The organism is Rhodococcus sp. WAY2 (genome assembly GCF_009859915.1).
Lineage (GTDB): Bacteria > Actinomycetota > Actinomycetes > Mycobacteriales > Mycobacteriaceae > Rhodococcus_F > Rhodococcus_F oxybenzonivorans.
Genome location: NZ_CP046572.1, coordinates 2,062,759 through 2,080,711 on the forward strand (window position 1 = coordinate 2,062,759; position 17,953 = coordinate 2,080,711).

Annotated in this window: 10 protein-coding genes; 8 read left to right on the plus strand and 2 right to left on the minus strand. The window is 68.7% G+C overall.

Annotated elements, in window-relative coordinates:
* Positions 1–80: 80 nt before the first annotated feature.
* From GFS60_RS09660 to GFS60_RS09680, 4 genes are all read left to right on the plus strand, one after another.
* Positions 81–875 (plus strand): hypothetical protein, encoded by a 795-nt coding sequence (locus tag GFS60_RS09660; protein WP_159920754.1) that lies wholly within the window; start codon positions 81–83, stop codon positions 873–875.
* 127 nt (positions 876–1,002) lie between these two features.
* The gene (locus GFS60_RS39070; RefSeq protein WP_236603422.1) at positions 1,003–1,737 is read left to right on the plus strand and encodes a hypothetical protein; all 735 of its coding nucleotides are present in this window, start codon (positions 1,003–1,005) and stop codon (positions 1,735–1,737) included.
* 5 nt (positions 1,738–1,742) lie between these two features.
* Positions 1,743–6,287 (plus strand): cation-translocating P-type ATPase, encoded by a 4,545-nt coding sequence (locus GFS60_RS09675; protein WP_159920756.1) that lies wholly within the window; start codon positions 1,743–1,745, stop codon positions 6,285–6,287.
* Between the two features lie 11 nt (positions 6,288–6,298).
* Positions 6,299–6,589 (plus strand): hypothetical protein, encoded by a 291-nt coding sequence (locus GFS60_RS09680; protein WP_159920758.1) that lies wholly within the window; start codon positions 6,299–6,301, stop codon positions 6,587–6,589.
* A 10-nt stretch (positions 6,590–6,599) separates the two neighbouring features.
* Here the strand turns inward: GFS60_RS09680 and GFS60_RS09685 are convergent, their stop codons facing one another.
* Positions 6,600–7,070, minus strand: a complete 471-nt coding sequence (locus tag GFS60_RS09685; RefSeq protein WP_284707852.1) for a hypothetical protein — start codon at positions 7,068–7,070, stop codon at positions 6,600–6,602.
* A gap of 249 nt (positions 7,071–7,319) precedes the next feature.
* Here GFS60_RS09685 and GFS60_RS09690 point away from each other — a divergent pair, with 249 nt between their 5' ends.
* A complete protein-coding gene (locus GFS60_RS09690; RefSeq protein ID WP_159920762.1) occupies positions 7,320–8,417 on the plus strand; it encodes a GIY-YIG nuclease family protein in 1,098 nt (365 codons plus the stop codon).
* On the opposite strand, the gene GFS60_RS09695 is transcribed toward GFS60_RS09690, so the two are convergent.
* Positions 8,392–9,306, minus strand: a complete 915-nt coding sequence (locus GFS60_RS09695; protein ID WP_159920764.1) for an MSMEG_6728 family protein — start codon at positions 9,304–9,306, stop codon at positions 8,392–8,394. The genes GFS60_RS09690 and GFS60_RS09695 overlap by 26 nt on opposite strands.
* 169 nt (positions 9,307–9,475) lie before the next feature.
* On the opposite strand from GFS60_RS09695, the gene recC reads away from it, so the two are divergent.
* From recC to recD, 3 genes are read left to right on the plus strand one after another with little or no spacing between them, the layout of a single operon-like run.
* Positions 9,476–12,736: an exodeoxyribonuclease V subunit gamma gene (recC, locus tag GFS60_RS09700; RefSeq protein ID WP_159920766.1), complete on the plus strand. Its 3,261-nt coding sequence runs from the start codon at positions 9,476–9,478 to the stop codon at positions 12,734–12,736.
* Complete coding sequence (locus tag GFS60_RS09705; protein ID WP_159920768.1) at positions 12,733–16,056, plus strand: UvrD-helicase domain-containing protein; 3,324 nt, start codon at positions 12,733–12,735, stop codon at positions 16,054–16,056. The genes recC and GFS60_RS09705 overlap by 4 nt, the downstream gene beginning before the upstream one ends.
* Complete coding sequence (gene recD / locus GFS60_RS09710; RefSeq protein WP_159920770.1) at positions 16,053–17,921, plus strand: exodeoxyribonuclease V subunit alpha; 1,869 nt, start codon at positions 16,053–16,055, stop codon at positions 17,919–17,921. The genes GFS60_RS09705 and recD overlap by 4 nt, the downstream gene beginning before the upstream one ends.
* Positions 17,922–17,953: the final 32 nt, after the last annotated feature.

Consider the following 17,953-nt stretch of genomic DNA (forward strand, 5'->3'; position numbering starts at 1 on the left):
AGTCGTGCTGTGCAAACCCGTCGCCACACCTCTCTCCACCTGCGTACGGGACGCAGCATCACGGATGGACACGTACACAAGTGGAAGACACCGCCAGCCGGGGAATCCAGGCCTTCATCGCCGACGTCACGGAACGGGGCGGCAAAGCAGTCCGGCTCACCCATTCGCGGCGCAATCCTGTTCAGGTCTGGGGTGACGACGGCCAGAGTCGCATCGTGCGGGTGCGGTCCAAGCTCAGCGGCGACTGGCAGGCCCGCAAGCAGGACGAGTCGCTCGACGACGACGACACCGGCTCGCAGTTCTGGGTGTTCGTCGACCTGGCGAGCGAACCTCACGAGTTCTTCGTGGTTCCGTCCGCCGAGGTCGCCGACGACATCCGCGCCGAGGTGGACCTGTGGATGATGGACACCCCCGGCCGCACGCGAACCGGACACCACGCCATTCCACTGAGTCGCGTCGCGCACGGACGCGGTCGCTGGGATCTGCTGGGACTGTCGGGGGCGAAAGACCCGAGCCTGTACAGCGACGCCCAGCGGGCGAAGACCGCGGAGGTGCTGCACGCCGACGCGCTGGCCCGTACGAATGCCCGGAAGAAGCCCGCCAAAGCGGCCGCGCTGTTGGACGAGGTGATCGATACCCGACTCGAGGTGGTCGCCGACTTCGAGGGGTACCGGTTGGTGGGGCGCTTCGACTCCGATACACACAGCCTCGAAATCGTGCGCGGTCCGATGCAGGGCCGCCGCTTTCCCGACCCCACCACCGCGGCCAGTGCGGTTGCCAGTCATATCAGCGGTGACGTGGAGACGCACGACGGGTGGAGTTTCTGGCGCACCGAGCAGGGCGAGCGAATTGACTTGAGGCAGAACAGCATCTGAGTATCGGCCAGGTATTGCGAAACCTGGCTCGCCGGTCTGCGGGATTGAGAATACCCTGGGGTGGGTAACGCAGTGTGTGATGCCGCCGCGTCGCGGTGGTCTGTGGACACAGCCGAGGGGAGCCGATATGGACATCGTCGACGGCACTGTACGTGCCGTGACCGGGGTCGCGACCGCCACGACGAGTGCTGTCGGTGCGGTCGGCGGTGCCGCGATCGGTAGCGTCGTCGGCGGTCTGCGCGGCATCGCGACCGGGGCTGTGCGCGGCGCCGCGAGTGGGGCCCGAAGCGGGTTCGACAGCGGCAGCCATTCGACGTCGACGGCGGTAGCGACGTTGGCGGCGGTAGGTGCGATCGGTCTCGTCGAGTGGCCGGTGGTCGTCGCTGTCGGGGGAACGGTGTTGGCGCTGCGGCAGATCAACGCCGCCCGTTCCCGCGTTCGGACAAATTCGGAATTTGTCACCTCGCCACCACCGCAGAGGGATGTGCCGGCCGCGAACGCTGCTCCAACCTCCGACGCTGCTCCCGCTTCGAATCCTGCGGCGACGTCGGTCGTTGCGCCCTCTCCCGGGGCCGCCCGGGCACCGGAGAAGGCGGCTCCTGTCGAGAAGGCCCCGGCAAAGAAGGCTCCGGCAAAGACGGCGGCTGCGGCGACAAAGATGCCGGCCGGCACACCGGCCGCCGTGAAGAAGGCCCCCGCAAAGAAAACTCCCGTCAAGGACGGTTCCGCCAAGAAAGCCCCCGCAAAGAAGGCGGTCCCGGCGAAGAAGGCGATTGCCCGCAAGACTCCGGCGAAGGCGTTACCGCCCGCGAGGTCGCGTGCAGGGTCGGCGTCGGCCTCACGATCGACGCGCGCGAAGTAGGCGACGTGGGTTTACGTCGATATCTCGCCGCCGCCGCGTCCGTACCGGTACGCAGCGTCGGTTTCGGGGTGGGTGTGGTGACGCACAGCGGCGCCGTCGCGGCCGATCTGATGACGACCACCGCTCGGGTCGCGACGTCGATCGCCGCCGAGGCGGTGGGCGGAACGCCGGCACGCCGCACCAGTGCCGGGCGTGGCCGGGTCTGGATAGAGGTTCGAGGACTCGACAGTCACCGCGGCGACGACGTGGCCGCCGAGGTACTCGACGCGGTCCGCGCCACTACCGGCGTTCAGAGCGTGCAGCTCAACCGCCCGTTGTCCCGGCTGATCGTGTCCCACGGCGAGGGTGGCCCGTCGGTCGAGGAGCTGAGCGCCATCGTGTCCACCGCCGAGAAGCGGGCGCGAACCGGCGACGATCGCGACCATCCGTCGGAACTGCCGGGCGACGATGTGACGCTCGCCGAGAGCTGTCTCGCTCTGGCGGCGGTCACCACCGGCCTGGCTGTGGCCGTCGCGGGCCGCGCCCTGCGTCTTCCCCAGGTGCCCGGTTCGGCATTGACCACGGTGGTCACGGCCGTGAACTATCAGCCGCGACTGCGAAAAATCGTCGAAGACCGGTTGGGGCCGGATGCGGCAGAACTCGTCCTGGCCACGGCCCAGGCACTCAGCGATGTCATTCGCCAGGCGCCGTCGTCCCTCGCTGTGGACGTGGGTTTGCGGTCGGCGCTCGCCGCCGAAGCGTGGTCTGCCCGGCAGGCCTGGCACCGCCGGGAGCCTCAGCTGGCGGCGAACGCTGCCGATCACACCGCCCCGCATCAGCAACCACCCGACCGCACATCCGGTCCCGTCGAACGGCATGCCGACCGCGCGGCTATTGCGCAGCTGGTCGGCGCGGCCACCGTCGGTGTCGCGACACGCAGTGCCGCCGGGGCAGGGGACGCCGTGCTGGTCGCAGCCCCCAAGGCGACCCGCACCGCCCGCGAGACATTCGCGGCCACGTTGGGACGTGGTCTGGCGGACCGCCACGGCGCGTTGACGTTGCGCCCCGGTGCGCTCCGGTGCCTCGACCGGGTAGATACGGTCGTGATGGATCCGTCGATTCTGCAGACGGCGGAGCTGCGTGTCAGTCGCATCCGCGGAGTGCGCGACGCCGATCGCACCAAGGTATGGGAAGCCGCGCGATCGGCCGTCGACCGCGAAGAGCTCGGGCCTGGCTGGCACCTGCTGGCCGACCTGCCGGGTGATCTCGGCGCTGCAGGCGAGCACGAGGACGCGGCCGTATTCGTCACACCGGCTCATCACCCGCTCGCGGCCGCGGTGCTCGCGCAGGCACGCACCTCCGGAGTCGCGGTGGTCTCCGTGGACACGGAGTCCCTCGGGAGTCTCCGGTCAGCATTCGACGATCTCCAGCCCAGCAGTGGCGCGGGCGAGTTCCGCGGTTCACCCGACCGCGATCTTCGCGACGCGGTCGTTCATCTGCAGGCCGAGGGCGCGACTGTTGCAGTGGTGGCAGCGGGGGCGCCCAGCGCGCTGGCGTCCGCTGATGTCGGCATCGGAGTCCTGGTGGACGGTGCGGCCCCGCCGTGGCCGGCGGACGTGCTCGTCGACGATCTCGCCGGGGTGTGGCGAATTCTCCGAGCACTGCCCGACGCGCGGACCGCGAGCCGCCGCGGCGTCGAGATCGCCACGGCCGCATCGGTGCTCGGCGCACTCCTGATGCTTCCCGGTGTGCGCGGCCGGGGCCCGGGGCCGATCACGGCCGGTGCTGCGGCCGGCCTGTGGACGGGACACTCGCTGGCGCGGCGCGTGATCAAGGCGTCCGTTCCGCCGTCGGCCCCCGTGCATGCCTGGCACGAGATGCCTGTCGAGGAAGTGCGGCGACTCCTTCCTACTCAGGAAGGCGACGGCGACATCGGTGCGCGCCCTCGTGCGCTCGACTGGGCGCTGGCACCGCTCGAATGGGGTAGCAGTCTCGCGGCCTGGCCGGTGGCGCTCGTCTGGGACTTCGGCCGCGCGATGCGCACCGAACTGTCGGATCCGCTGACACCCATTCTCGCGACCGGTTCGGCGGCGAGCGCTCTGCTGGGTTCGCCGATCGACGCTGTGCTCGTGGGATCCGTGCTGACCGGGAACGCGGCATTGTCCGCCGTGCAGCGACTGCATGCGGAACGACTGCTGAGCCGGCTCCTCGCTGCGGGTGATCCGCCTGCACATCGGGTGAGCGGATCCCCGGAGGAGGGCGTCAGCGAGCGCGTCGAGGCCTCGCGGTTGCGAGTCGGTGACGTGATCGAGATCGGTCCGGGAGAGGTCGTTCCCGCGGACGGCCGGTTGATCGAGGTGTCCGGTGTCGAGGTCGACGAATCCTCCCTCACCGGGGAGTCGCTGCCGGTGCCGAAACAGACGTCGCCGACTCCCGGTGCACCGCTGAGCGAGCGCTCCTGCATGGTGTTCGGCGGTAGCACCGTCCTCACCGGAACGGCCACCGCGGTCGTCACGGCCGTGGGGGAGGCGACGGAGGCGGGACGTGCCGGGGCGATCAGTCCCACCGGTGCATCGCACGTCGGCTTGCAGGCTCAGCTGCGCAGCCTCACCGACCGGGTGCTGCCGGTCAGCGTCGGGGGCGGGGCGCTCGTCACCGCGGTCGGCTTCCTCCGCGGAACGGGACTGCGTCAGGCGGTCACCAGCGGCGTCGCGGTCGCGGTCGCGGCGGTTCCCGAGGGGCTGCCGTTGGTCGCCACTCTCGCGCAGCAGGCGGCGGCGCGCCGGTTGACCAAGTCGAATGCTCTTGTGCGAGCGCCGCGCTCGGTGGAGGCACTCGGCCGCGTCGACGTCGTGTGCTTCGACAAGACGGGGACGCTGAGCGAGAACCGGCTCCGTGTCATCAGAGTTGTGCCCGAGCCTGCCGTCGACCACGACGAGTTGCTGATGTGCGCTGCGCGTAGTGCCGTGACGCCCGACGGACGTCCGGCCGACCATGCCACCGACGTCGCCATCGCGGAGGCCGCCCAGCAGCTCGACTGCGGCGACGAGGCGCAGTGGTCGTACCTCCCGTTTCGATCGGGACGACCCTATTCGGCGGCACTGTCCGGCACACACCTGTGTCTCAAGGGTGCACCGGAGACGGTTCTGGCCGCATGCCCCGATATCGACGACGACGAAGTGCAATCCCGGGTCCTCGCGATGGCCGCGGACGGGCTTCGGGTGATCGCCGTCGCGCGGCGCACCGTCACCGCGTTCCAGGCCCGGCGCGCTGCCGACGACGGTGCGGTGTTCGAGAAACTCTGCAGCAGTGGGCTCGAACTCGTCGGATTTCTGGGGATCGCGGACACACCGCGTCCGGAGGCTGCCGGGCTGCTGCCGGAACTGGAACGCCAGCAGGTCGGGGTGCGGCTCCTCACCGGCGACCATCCCGTCACTGCCACCGCCATCGCACAGGAACTGGGATTGACCGTGTCGTCCGAGCAAGTGATCAGCGGCTCCGACTGGGACACCCTGTCGCATCGTGGTCAGGAGGAGGCCGTCGAGAAGTGCCTCGTGTTCGCGCGGATGACTCCGGAGAACAAGGTGCAGGTGGTGCAGACTCTCGAGCGCGCCGGACGGGTGTGCGCCATGGTCGGGGACGGTGCCAATGATGCGGCGGCCATCCGCGCGGCCAGCGTGGGTATCGGTGTCAGTTCTCGCGGCAGCGATCCGGCCCGCAGTGCGGCCGATGTGGTCCTCCTCGACGGCCGGGTGGACGCACTGCTCGACGCCCTGGACGAAGGGCGGCAGCTGTGGCGGCGCGTTCAGGCGGGGGTGTCCGTCCTCCTCGGCGGCAATGCCGGTGAGGTGGCGTTTGCACTGATCGGGAGCGCGACTGCGGGTAAGTCGCCGCTGACCGCGCGTCAGCTGCTCCTGGTGAATGTCCTCACGGATGCTTTGCCTGCGGCGGCGCTCGCGGTGAGTCCGCCCAACGAGGAGGCGCGAGGAGAAGGTCGCGGACCCGACAGTGCGGCCTTGTGGCGCACAGTCGCGATCCGCGGTGCCGCGACTGCAATGGGTGCGACGACGGCGTGGACGATGGCGAGTCTGACGGGCAGGCAGCGCCGCGCCTCCACCGTGGGATTGGTGGCATTGGTCGGAACGCAGCTCGGGCAAACGCTCATCGATTCACGCAGCCCGTTGGTGGTGCTCACAGCGGGTGGTTCGCTCGCCGCCCTGACGGTGCTGGTGAGCACGCCCGGCGTCAGCCAGCTACTCGGGTGCACACCCCTCGGTCCGGTGGGGTGGACGCAGGCACTGGGGTCGGCGGCTGCCGCCACCGCAGCCGCCGCATTCGCACCGGGAATCCTGGCGAAGCTGGCGGGAGATCAGTCGACGATGTCGAGTACGCCCGCCCTCACCAATACGGCATACACCTCGTGCAACGGGGGAGTGAGCGCGCGTGTCACCGCGCCGGTCCAGAAGTCGCCGGGGGCGGAGACGGCACCGACAGCGGTCCGGGCTGCAGATATCAACACATCGGTCACAGTCCTCGATCAACGTGACCGGCAGGTGAACAGCACCGACTAGGGAGGCGAACTATGGCCGACAACACACCGAGGGCCGAAGAAACACCGAGCCGCGACGCACACCGGGACGCCGTCGCACGGGTGCGGGAGGCGTCCGGCTTCACCGTCCAGTTACCGGTACTCGGACGTGTACCCGTCCCACGTCCCGAACAGTTGGCGTTCTTCGCCGCGATCGGGCTCCTCGCGGCCGTCGAAATCATCGAATGGCCGGTTGCGCTGACCATCGCGGCCGGGCACATCCTGATCGCCGATCAGCACAACAGAGCTGTTCAGGAGATCGGGGAGGTCCTGGAAGCGGTGTGAGCTCGCACGATCAGGCAGGGCATGCCGGTGAGGTGAGCTGTGCGATGGCCACGATCGAGCACGCCGTCGCCTTCGACAAGCGCCACGTCCCGTTCGGCCCCGGTACGAAAATCGCCGGAAGGTTGTTCTGCTGAACCTGTCCGTTGATGGTGAGCTGCAGCTGAGCGCTGGCGCTCCCGTCACCGTTGTCGATCACGGGGTCCAGAACCTGTACCTGCGCACCGGCCTGCTGCGCGGCCGCGGCTACCTGAGCAAACAGATTCGGATCCTGCTCGGACCCTTCCACCATTGCGACCTTCTCCTCGACGGGCGTTGCAGGATCGAGTCCCCTCTCCATCAACTCGTTGAGCTCGGCCGCTGTGGGCAGTTCGAGTGGGGGCGACGTTTCGGCGGTCGAAGTTGCCGATGTCGTGGTGGTGTTCGGTGGGGCGGGATCGTCCGACCCGCATGCGGACATGGTCAGCGCTGTGGCGATCGCCATTGCGGCCACCGTCATTCTTCGAAGCGACACTCGCTTACCCCTTCGCTGTGGGCTCTCGATGCGGGACGGTCTCACTATCGAGTGTGGGGGTTCGGCGGCCCCTTCGCCGTCGAAGCAACCGATTTCTCAGAGTTTTGCCACTATTGCCGCGCGCCGCGGCGTCTCGTCGTCGCCGCAGGGCTTCGTCGACGCGCGGGCAGCAGAGCGTCGACGGCATTGTTCACCGCGCTTTTCCCTTACGGTGGGAACATGGCTACCGTCTGGACGATCCCGATCGACATCACTTCTCGCTGGCTCGACTCCGCCGAGGTCCAGGCCTTTCTCGCGTCCAACGACCTGGACAACGCATCCCCCGACCCCCTCGTACGGTTCGCTCAGTTCTCCGACGTCACGAAGTCGCTGCAACGGAACATCGGGCACACCTATTCGTCGGTGCAGGGTGCGGCCACCGCGCTCTTCGACGGAATCGACGGTGGGGTGCCGGTTGCCCTGAAGCTGGCGGCGCTGCGTCTGATCCTTCGTGAGGTCTATCAGACCCGCCGCGCCCCGGAACCGTTTCCGAAAAGGGTGGGTGACGAGCTCGGGTCCTACGTCTACGCACTCCTCGACCCACGGAACCGGTCGGTCTTCTACGTCGGGAAGGGTCGGGGTACCCGGGTCTACGGCTACGTGTGGGAGGCGTTGGCCGTGGACGAGCACAGGAAGACGCTCGAAGACTCCGAGAAGGACGCCCCTGAGGTGACAGCGGCCACGATCGCCCGCATCCGGGAAATCTACGACTCCGGCCACGAGGTGGAGCACTACATCGTGGCGCACCGGCTGAACGCAACCGGTGACGTCGCGGAAGCCATCAGTGATGGGCTGATCGGGGCTCTGGGTCTGCTGGAAGGGTCCGTACTCACCAACCTCGCCGCTGGTGCCGGCGAGCACCGCGCCGTACCCGTCGACGACCTGGTGTTGCAGTACGCGGCTGAGCCCGTGCCCAATCTGCCGACACCTTGCGTGCTTCTCGAGGTGCCGCGCGCCGCCGAGCGCGGAGTGACGCCGGACGACATCTACGAGCGCGCCCGTGGACCGTGGGCGGCCGGTGCCGCCGTCCGCAACAGCGAGAACATTCCGGTGATCGTGTTCGCCGACAACATTGTTCGCGCCGCCTACCGGGCGAAATCGTGGTCCGGAGTCGCTCGGCCGGGTGACGCGCAGTTGTGGAAGTTCACCGGTGACGTCGACCCCGACCTCGAGGCACAGTTTGTGAACAAGCGGATCGTGCCCGCACAGGTCAATCTGAAAAAGTGGCCGACACACGGGTGGGTGCCGCACCTCACCCAGGCTCGCCCCGGCCGTTGACCGCCAGAGTGGGTACTCGTTGCAGCTCTGCCGGGGTTGTGTCCGACACCGTGATCACCAGTCCGTACCGATCGGACTCGGGAATCGGCTGACCCCGGCGGAAGAACCGTAGTCGGTGGGGGTCTGCTGCCTCGGCTTCCATCGCCTCGCGGTCTTCGGGGGTCGGCTGACGGGCGATGGACGGGGTCGGCGCTTTCGCCACCTCCTGTATTGCGGCTGGAGTCGGTTCCTCGTCGTCCGGAACCGGGTCGGCGTCCAGAATCACCGCGGTCAGGCCGGGACGTACCAAGCTGGCCGCCACGATCGTCGAGGGCGTGGCGGTCTCGGTCGACACGGATTCGCCGCGGTGCAGCAGCCGCAGCACATCCCAGTTGTCCGCGCCCTCGACAAGGGTTTCGGCCTGCACCGGCGGCAGCACCTCGGCCGGGTCGGCGGTGCGGAGCGGCCACCGCGGGTACACCGGGGTCGGCCACACGTACCCGCCGTCACCGCGCCACTGCGGGGGATACGCGTCCGGCGCCTTCTCGGCGAGGACCCGTCGATGGCTGGCGTGCACGTCTGCTCTGCCGAGCCAAGGGGGTAGCAGTCCGTGGTCGCGTAGGTGGGCGAAGGTGTCGTTGCGACCACCGCTGTACTCGAGGAGCTGCGGCGCGAGCGCCTCGGTGTGACCTCGCGCGGCCCACTCGCCGCACATGGCGACGCCATAGGCGACCAGGGCGGGGGTGAAACCTCGCCACATCGCCGTCGCGGGATGATTCTTCCAGCCGTACGACGGCCAGACGAGGGCCCGCAGGATCTGGAAGGTCTCGACGCGCTGCTTTCCGAGGCGCCGGTCGTCGAGCAGCTTCGCACTGCGCACGAAGCCGGAGTCGGGCACGAACGTCTGCATCCGCGAACCTTTCCGGGGCCGCTGCGCCGTCGGACCCCTCTAACCAGGCTCCCACAGGGAAGCGTTGCATGCGCCGGAACGTATATCGGCCTCAGCTTCGCAACGAGAGTCGGTGCTGTGTGGTAAGTCTGACCCGACACCGGAGTGGGGAGCGAAGGAGGGTGGTTGCGTGTTCGTACTGCATCGTGCCGAGCGTTCGACCACCCTCGCCGCAGCGCTGGGCGATGTCCTCGCCACTCCACTTGCCGATCCGTTCGCGCGCGAGGTGATCGCGGTTCCCGCGAAGGGTGTGGAGCGCTGGCTGACGCAACGGCTCTCGGCGGTGCTGGGCGCGCGAGCAGACAACGGCGACGGTGTGGCCGCGAACATCGACTTCCCGTCCCCGACACGGCTGGTCGACGACGCACTCGCTGCGGCCACCGGCCTGTCCGCCGATGATGATCCGTGGACTCCCGCCCGACTGCTGTGGGTGCTGCTCGACGTCGTCGACGGTTGCCTCGACGAACCCTGGTGCGCTGTCCTCTCGAAACACCTCGGGTCCGGCCTGTCGGCGCAAGGTCGAGACGATCACCGGCCGGGTCGCCGGTACGCCACGGCGTCGCACCTGGTGGAACTGTTCCGGAGTTATGCCGCCCAGCGGCCGGCGATGCTCGTCGGCTGGGCGGGTGGCCACGACATCGACGGAACCGGTGGGGCGCTCGACGAGGATCTCGTGTGGCAAGCCGAACTGTGGCGTCGACTACGGACACGCATCGGCGCCCCGAGCCCCGCGGAACGGCTCGACTCCGCCTGTTCCCGGCTGCGGGACGAGCCCGGGCTCGTGGATCTCCCGCAACGCCTCTCGCTGTTCGGGCCCACCCGCCTCGCCACCGACCAGATTGCAGTGCTTACTGCACTGGCCGCGCACCGCGACGTACACCTGTGGCTGCCGCACCCGAGTCCGGCCATGTGGGCCACTCTGATGACAACGCAGGAGGTGACTGCCCGCGCCGACGACCAGAGTGCGCTCGCCGTCCGTCACCCGCTCCTCTCGAGCCTGGCCCGTGACGTCCGCGAACTCGAAGCGCGCCTCGTGCGCCTCGACCTCGACGACGTCCACCACGACGCGCCACCGGGTCCGCAGACGCTACTGGGTCGCCTGCAAACCGACATCCGGGACGATCGGACACCGGTGCATGCCGGGATGGATCCCGACGACTCCGTGCAGGTGCACGCCTGTCACGGGCCGGCCCGCCAGGTCGAGGTCCTGCGTGAGTGCCTCCTTCATCTGTTCCAGGACGACCCCACCCTCGAACCCCGCGATGTCGTGGTGATGTGCCCCGACGTCGAGTCCTACGCACCGCTGATTCGTGCCGCATTCGGCCAGGACGTCCTCGGGCATCCCGGACACCGGCTGCGGGTACGTCTCGCCGATCGTGCTCTGCACCAGACCAATCCGGTGCTCGCGGTGGTCGCGACGCTGCTGGGGCTGGCCGATTCCCGCGTCACCGCCAGTCAGGTACTCGATCTCGCCGCCGCGGTCCCGGTGCGCAAGAAGTTTCGTTTCGACGACGACGATCTCGAACGTATCCGGGAATGGGCTACCACCACCGGTGCGCGGTGGGGGATCGGGCCACGTCAACGCGCGGCCTACGGCCTGGGTGACTTCCCGCAGAATACCTTCACGACGGCACTCGATCGGATTCTGCTGGGCGCCGCTGCCGACGAGTCGGACAGCGAATGGCTCGCGCTGGCCCTGCCCCTCGATGACGTCGACAGCAACGACATCGACCTCACCGGCAGGCTGGCCGAGTTCGTCGATCGCCTCGACGTCGCCCTGCGAGGACTCGGTGGGCCACAATCGGTGGCGGAGTGGTCGCGGGCGCTGGCCAGGGCTCTGGACCTCCTCGTGGAGGTGGGTGCGGCAGACGCCTGGCAGTCGGCGCAGGCGCGGCGCGAGTTGGGCGCCGCGATGGAACACGGGGGAGAGATGGTGCTGCGGCTGTCGGACGTGCGCGCCATGCTCGCCGGCAGGCTGGCGGGACGCCCCACACGGGCCAACTTCCGTACCGGCGAACTGACGGTGTGCACGATGGTGCCGATGCGGTCCGTCCCGCACCGTGTCGTCGTTCTCCTCGGGCTCGACGACGAGGTTTTTCCCCGTTCGGCCGGCGTGGACGGGGACAACGCTCTCGCCCGCAATCCTCTGCTCGGCGAACGTGATCCGCGCAGCGAGGATCGGCAACTCCTCCTCGACGCGGTGATGTCGGCCGGTGAGAAACTGTTGCTCTTCTACACGGGCGCCGACCCGGTCACCGGTATGGTGCGGCCGCCGGCGATCCCGTTGTCCGAGTTGCTCGACACGGTGGCCGTCACGCTCGGCGGCGACGCGTTGAGCCAGGTGATCACCCGTCATCCCCTGCAGCCGTTCGATGCGCGCAACTTCGAGCCCGAGCATCCGTTCAGCTTCGATCGTGTGGCCCTTGCCGGGGCTCGGGCGGCTCGGTCTCCCTCCGTGCCGAATCCGGCTTTCCTTCCGGACCCGCTGTCCGCGCCGCCGCCCGAAGACGTCGACCTGGCAGACCTCATCGCCTTCCTCGTACATCCCACGCAGGCGTTCCTCCGGCAACGGCTGGGTCTGCGCATTCCCGAGGTGGCTGAGGACATCGCCGACGCACTCGATATCGCGCCCGACCCCCTCGCGCGGTGGGATCTCGGACAACGGATGCTCGTCGCGCGGCTCGCCGGAACCGAGCCGGCCGATTTCCGCGCCGCCGAGTGGCGCCGCGGCACACTGCCGCCGTTCAAGCTGGGGGAGTCGGTGCTCGGGGCCATCGAACACGGTGTCGAGGCGCTCGTCGCCGTCAGCGCACCCGTCCATGTGGGCCGCGCGCAGACCGTGGATGTGGACGTCGACCTCGGCTCCGGCCGGCGTCTCACCGGGACCGTCGGCGGCGTCCACGGTTCGGTGATCGCGAACACCACCTATTCACGGCTCGGTCCGAAACATCGCCTCGCCGCGTGGGCGCAACTGCTGGCAGTCGCGGCGTCGTGCAAGGGCGGCGCATGGTCGGCCGTCACCACGGGCCGCGGCGCGTACAGCAGACCCGCGTGGCGTTCCACGATGACCGCTCCGACCGACGCCCTCGAGCAGCTCACTCGCCTCGTCGAACTCCGCGACCTCGGGTTGCATGCGCCGCTGCCGATCGCGACCGGCGCCTCGGCGGCCTATGCGGAGCGGCGGTACGGCGGAAGCAGCGTCGAGGATGCGATCGAGGCGGCGCGGCGGGAATGGAGCAGCGACTTCGGGGATGCCAAAGACCGTCACATCGTCTATGTTCACGGACCCTCGCCGAGTATCAACGTTCTCGGTGATTCGGTGGTGTTCGACGACTACGCCCGGAGACTGTGGGCGCCGCTGCTGGCGGCCGAGACGCTGGCGCAGCCATGACCGACACCCGAGGCTTCGATCTGCTCGGACCGCTGCCGTCGGGCACGACCGTGCTCGAGGCCAGCGCTGGGACGGGGAAAACCTACGCGATCGTCGGACTCGCCGCCCGCTTCGTCGCCGAAGGTGGAATCGACCTCTCGCGACTCCTGCTGGTCACCTTCAGCCGCGCGGCAACCCAGGAACTGCGCGAGCGCACCCGGGAACGCTTCCGCAGTGCGGCAACCGAATTGGCCGATCCTCGGCAAGCTCTCCGCGGCGAGGACCAGGTCATCCGGCATCTGGCCGACGCCGACCCCGAGGAGGTGGCACTGCGACGTCGACGACTTCTCCAGGCTCTGTCCGACTTCGATGCGGCCACCATCGTGACCACCCACAGCTTCTGCCAGCGCATGCTCGACGGCCTCGGCATCGCCGGTGAGCGGGACCCCGACGCGGTGCTAGTCGAGGCCGCCGACGACCTCGTCACCGAGGTGATCGACGACCTCTACCTCAGCGCCTACAGCCGCGCCGAGTCCGCACCGTTCACCCCGGCGGAGGCCACCGCCGCCGCACGGGCCGCCATCTTCGATCCCCAGGCCGTGCTCGCACCGGAAGACGCGCGCGGCACCCCCGCAGGCGAACGGGTTGCGTTCGCCGAGGCGGTGCGTGCCGAGGTGGAATGTCGCAAACGCGCTGTGGGACTGCGTGACTTCGACGATCTGCCGGCACTTCTCCATCGCGTGCTCACCCATCCCGAACACGGTGAGGCCGCCTGCCGGCGAGTGCGGGACCGGTACGACGTCGTCCTCGTCGACGAGTTCCAGGACACCGATCCGCTGCAATGGGACATCCTCGGTAGAACGTTCCACGGGGGCGGTCAGGCTTCTCGGCACCGCGCGGGAACGTTGGTGCTCGTCGGTGATCCGAAGCAGGCGATCTATGCGTTCCGTGGAGCCGAGGTACTCAGCTACCTCGACGCAGTCCAGTCGGCCGACAGTCACGAAGAACTTGTCACCAACTGGCGCAGCGATCAGGAACTGCTCGACGCACTGGAGTACCTCCACGGAGGAGCCGCCCTCGGCCATCCCGACATCGTGGTGCACCGGGTGGACGGCGCCCGGCCGAAGTCGCGGCTCACCGGGGCGGCACCTCTGCGTCTGCGTTACCTGCCTCGCACCGGCGCGGGTGCGATCAACAGATCGGGCTACCCCGCCGTCGGTCCGCTGCGCAACCGGGTAGCCGCCGACCTCGCAGCAGACATCGTCCGCACCCTCGACGGCGGTGTCACACTCGACATCGGCGGCGTGTCCCGGGCGGTTCAACCGGGCGACATCGCCGTTCTGGTGCGGACCAACGCGCAGATCACGCTGGTGCACGATGCCCTCGACCGCGCCGGGGTCCCGTCGGTCCTCGCAGGCGGAGCCAGTGTGTTCACCACCCCCGCTGCGCAGCACTGGCTGTGGGTTCTGCAGGCACTCGAGCAACCGCACCGTTCCGATCGCGTCCGGCTCGCCGCCCTCACACCGTTGCTCGGACACACCGCGGAGGAACTCGATGCCCGCGGTGACGACATCGTCGCCGAAGTCGGTGGGTTGCTGCGTGAACTCGCCTCGGTGTTCGCGCTGTCAGGTTTCGCGGCCCTCTTCGAACGCCTCGCGGCGATAAAAGGGCTCGAGGCGCGGCTGCTCGCCGTCTCCGCCGGAGAGCGCGCCCTCACTGATCTCCGCCACGTGGCGCAGTTACTCAACGGCGCCGCCGTGGAGCAGTCCCTCGGACTCACCGCCATCACCCGGTGGCTCACCGAACGGATGAAGGACCCGTCGTCCGGCGGCGTCGACCGCAGCCGGCGTCTCGACAGCGACGCCGCGGCAGTGCAGATCGCCACCGTCCACGCCAGTAAGGGTCTCGAGTTCCCCCTCGTCTACCTGCCCTACGCATGGGATGCTGCGAAGAATCCGAAACCGAACAAGCTGCTGCTGCACGACGAGAACGGGCGGCGCATCCTCGATGTCGGAGGCCCGAACAGTCCGGGCTATGCGGAACGTAAAAGCAGGCACGACGCGGAAGAAGCGGGCGAGGAGCTTCGCCTGCTGTATGTTGCGCTCACCCGGGCGATGTGCGGACTCGTGCTGTGGTGGGCGCCCGCGTTCTCGACGGCGGGTGCGCCCCTGCACCGGATGATCCTCGGCCGCACGCCGGGACAGCGCGACGTGCCACAGAAAGCGAACGTTCCGGAAGACCCGGTCGTCGCCGATCGATTGTCGGCCTGGGGTGCCGGCGGCCCCGACACCGTGCACGTCGAGCCCGTCGGCTCAGAGGCGGTGCCACCCGCGCAGTGGTCACCGCCCAAAGAGACGGGTGGTGACCTCGAGGTCGCCCGGTTCCAGCGCCTTCTCGACACTCGGTGGCGGCGAACCTCGTACTCGGCGTTGACTGCGTCCGCGCACGAAAGCTCGGCAGTGGGCAGTGAAGCGGAGGTCGATGTCAAAGCGGACGAACCAGACGAGCCGCCGCTGCACGCGCCGGAAGACGGGGGCACCGGTATCGCCTCGACGATGAACGACCTCCCCGGCGGCGCGACGTTCGGAACCCTCGTCCACGCCGTGTTCGAAATCGTCGACACCACCGCCGCCGACCTCGAAGCCGAACTCGTGCGCTGCTGCAACGACGTGATCGCCTCGACCATGTCGGAGATCGATCCGGCGCGGCTCGCTGCCGCCCTGCTGCCCGTACTGCACACACCCCTCGGATCCGCGGCGGCACGGACGCTCGCTGAGGTTGCGCCGGCAGACCTGCTCGCGGAACTCGAATTCGAGCTTCCGCTCGCCGGCGGAGACACACCCTCGATCACGGTGATGCTCGACGGCGTCGGCAGACTGTTGCGCACCCACCTTGCCGCCGACGATCCGCTGCGGCCGTACGCGGATGCCGTGACCACTCTGGAACCCACGCCGTTGCGTGGATACCTCACCGGCAGTATCGATGCCGTGATACGGCTGCCCGGCCCTCGCTACGTCGTCGTCGACTACAAGACGAATCGACTGGCGCAGGGTGAGTTGACCACCGCCCATTACACGCGGGAGCGGATGGCCACGGAGATGATCCGGTCGCATTATCCGCTTCAGGCGCTGTTGTATTCGGTTGCACTGCATCGCTATTTGCGGTGGCGTCAGCCCGGCTACGACCCAGCCCTGCATCTCGCCGGCGTGCAGTATCTGTTCGTCCGCGGAATGGTCGGGCCCGACACGCCGCCGGGAGGCGGGGTCTTCGACTGGACGCCCCCGGCCGCGCTGGTGACCGAACTGTCCGACCTGTTGTCCGGGATCGAGGCGACGCCATGACCGACGTCCGGGTAGCCCAGCGCGGCAAGGGTGTGCTGCGGATCTTCAACGAGGCAGGAGTGCTCGCGGCTGCGGATGTCCATGTGGCGCTGCGGTTGTCCGCTCTCGCCGGGGAGACGTCGCCGGACGTCTACCTGGCCACCGCCCTCGCGGTCCGGGCAGTGCGGGCCGGCTCGGTGTGCCTAGATCTGACTCGGCTTCGGGAAGTGACGGTCGACGAGGAGTCCGAGGTTGACCTGGACGATCTGCCGTGGCCGGACGACTCCACGGTCATCGAGGCGCTGCGCCGCAGCCCGCTCGTCGTCGGTGGACCGGCCGGACCGCTGCGACCGCTGCGACTGGTCGACACCGCTGAAGGCGAATTGCTCTACCTCGACCGGTATTTCCGGCAGGAGGAGACGATCCGCCGCGTCCTCGACCAGCGCGTTTCCGGGCACCCCGTCGTCGACGAGGCATCACTACGCCGCGGGTTGGACTCTCTGTTCCGGGATCAGAACGATCCGGCCGGCTCCTCGGCCCCGCCGGATCGGCAACGGATCGCGGCCGCTGTCGCCGCGACCCAATGGACCTCGGTGATCGTGGGAGGACCGGGTACCGGAAAAACGCACACCGTGGCCCGCGTGCTGGCCCTGCTGTCGATGCAGACCGACCGACCACGACGCATCGCCCTCGCCGCACCCACGGGCAAGGCGGCGGCGCGGTTGCAGGAATCGGTGCGTGATCAGGCCGGCGAGCTGGGCTTGCCACCCGATCTGACAGCGATGACGCTGCACCGCATGCTGGGCTGGCAACGCGGACGGGGCAGCCGATTCCGCTACAACGCCGACAATCATGTGCCCTACGACGTGATCGTGGTGGACGAGACCTCGATGGTGTCGTTGACCATGATGTGCCGGCTCCTCGAGGCGCTTCGTCCCGATACACAACTCGTGCTCGTCGGCGATCCCGACCAGTTGACGTCCGTCGACGCGGGCGCGGTGCTGGCCGACCTGGTGGCTCGACCTATGTCGGGGAAGGAGAATCCGCTACTCGCACGTCTGGTCGGGAAGGACCTGGATGCGGCGGACGACCCGGACGAGGCTGCGCTGAGTGCGGCGGAACGGGATCGGCTGCGTGGGGGAGTCGTGCGGCTCAGCCGGGGCCGCCGTTTCGGCGGTGCCATCGCCCAACTCGCTGTCGCGGTGCGAGACGCGGACGAGGACCGCGTGATGGATCTGCTGCGCAGTGATGCCCCCGAGGTGTCGTTCCACGACGTCGACGATCTCGGGGCGCTGCGGAAGGACGTGGTCGACACTGCAGCGGGTGTCACCGAGGCCGCGTCGGGCGGCGACGCCTCGGCGGCACTGCAGCTTTCGGAGGCGCATCGCCTGCTCTGTGCGCACCGGGAGGGTCCGTACGGTGTCGCGTGGTGGGCGCGGCAGGCCATGGAGTGGATCGGTGAGGCTTCAGGGGAGCGGCTGGACCCCGAGCGTTGGTATCCCGGTCAGCCGCTTCTGGTCACGGCCAACGATCACGAGACGCGCATCTACAACGGTGACACCGGGGTGATCGTGCGAACCGCCGACGACGAACTCGTTGCCGCCTTCGCGCGCGGTAACGAACCGTTTCTTCTGCATCCCACGCACCTGTCGGCGGTGCAGACCGTCTACGCCATGACGATTCACCGCAGTCAGGGCAGTCAGTACGACACAGTGTCCGTGGTGCTACCGAGAGCGGAGTCGTCGCTGCTGACCCGGGAACTGCTGTACACGGCAATCACGCGGGCCCGTCGGCACGTGCGGATCATCGGGACGGAGGAGGCGGTGCGGGCGGGAGTGCAACGCCGGGTGCTGCGGGCGAGCGGGCTGCGGCGAACCTTCCGGTAGACCGGCTTTGCCGAGAGGTGACCATGGCTGTG

Coding starts and splice junctions, on each gene's coding strand:
- GFS60_RS09695 (WP_159920764.1), bottom strand. CDS start 9,306: ATGCAGACGTTCGTGCCCGACTCCGGCTTCGTGCGCAGTGCGAAGCTG.
- GFS60_RS09685 (WP_284707852.1), bottom strand. CDS start 7,070: ATGGCGATCGCCACAGCGCTGACCATGTCCGCATGCGGGTCGGACGAT.
- recD (WP_159920770.1), top strand. CDS start 16,053: ATGACCGACGTCCGGGTAGCCCAGCGCGGCAAGGGTGTGCTGCGGATC.
- GFS60_RS09680 (WP_159920758.1), top strand. CDS start 6,299: ATGGCCGACAACACACCGAGGGCCGAAGAAACACCGAGCCGCGACGCA.
- GFS60_RS39070 (WP_236603422.1), top strand. CDS start 1,003: ATGGACATCGTCGACGGCACTGTACGTGCCGTGACCGGGGTCGCGACC.
- GFS60_RS09690 (WP_159920762.1), top strand. CDS start 7,320: ATGGCTACCGTCTGGACGATCCCGATCGACATCACTTCTCGCTGGCTC.
- GFS60_RS09705 (WP_159920768.1), top strand. CDS start 12,733: ATGACCGACACCCGAGGCTTCGATCTGCTCGGACCGCTGCCGTCGGGC.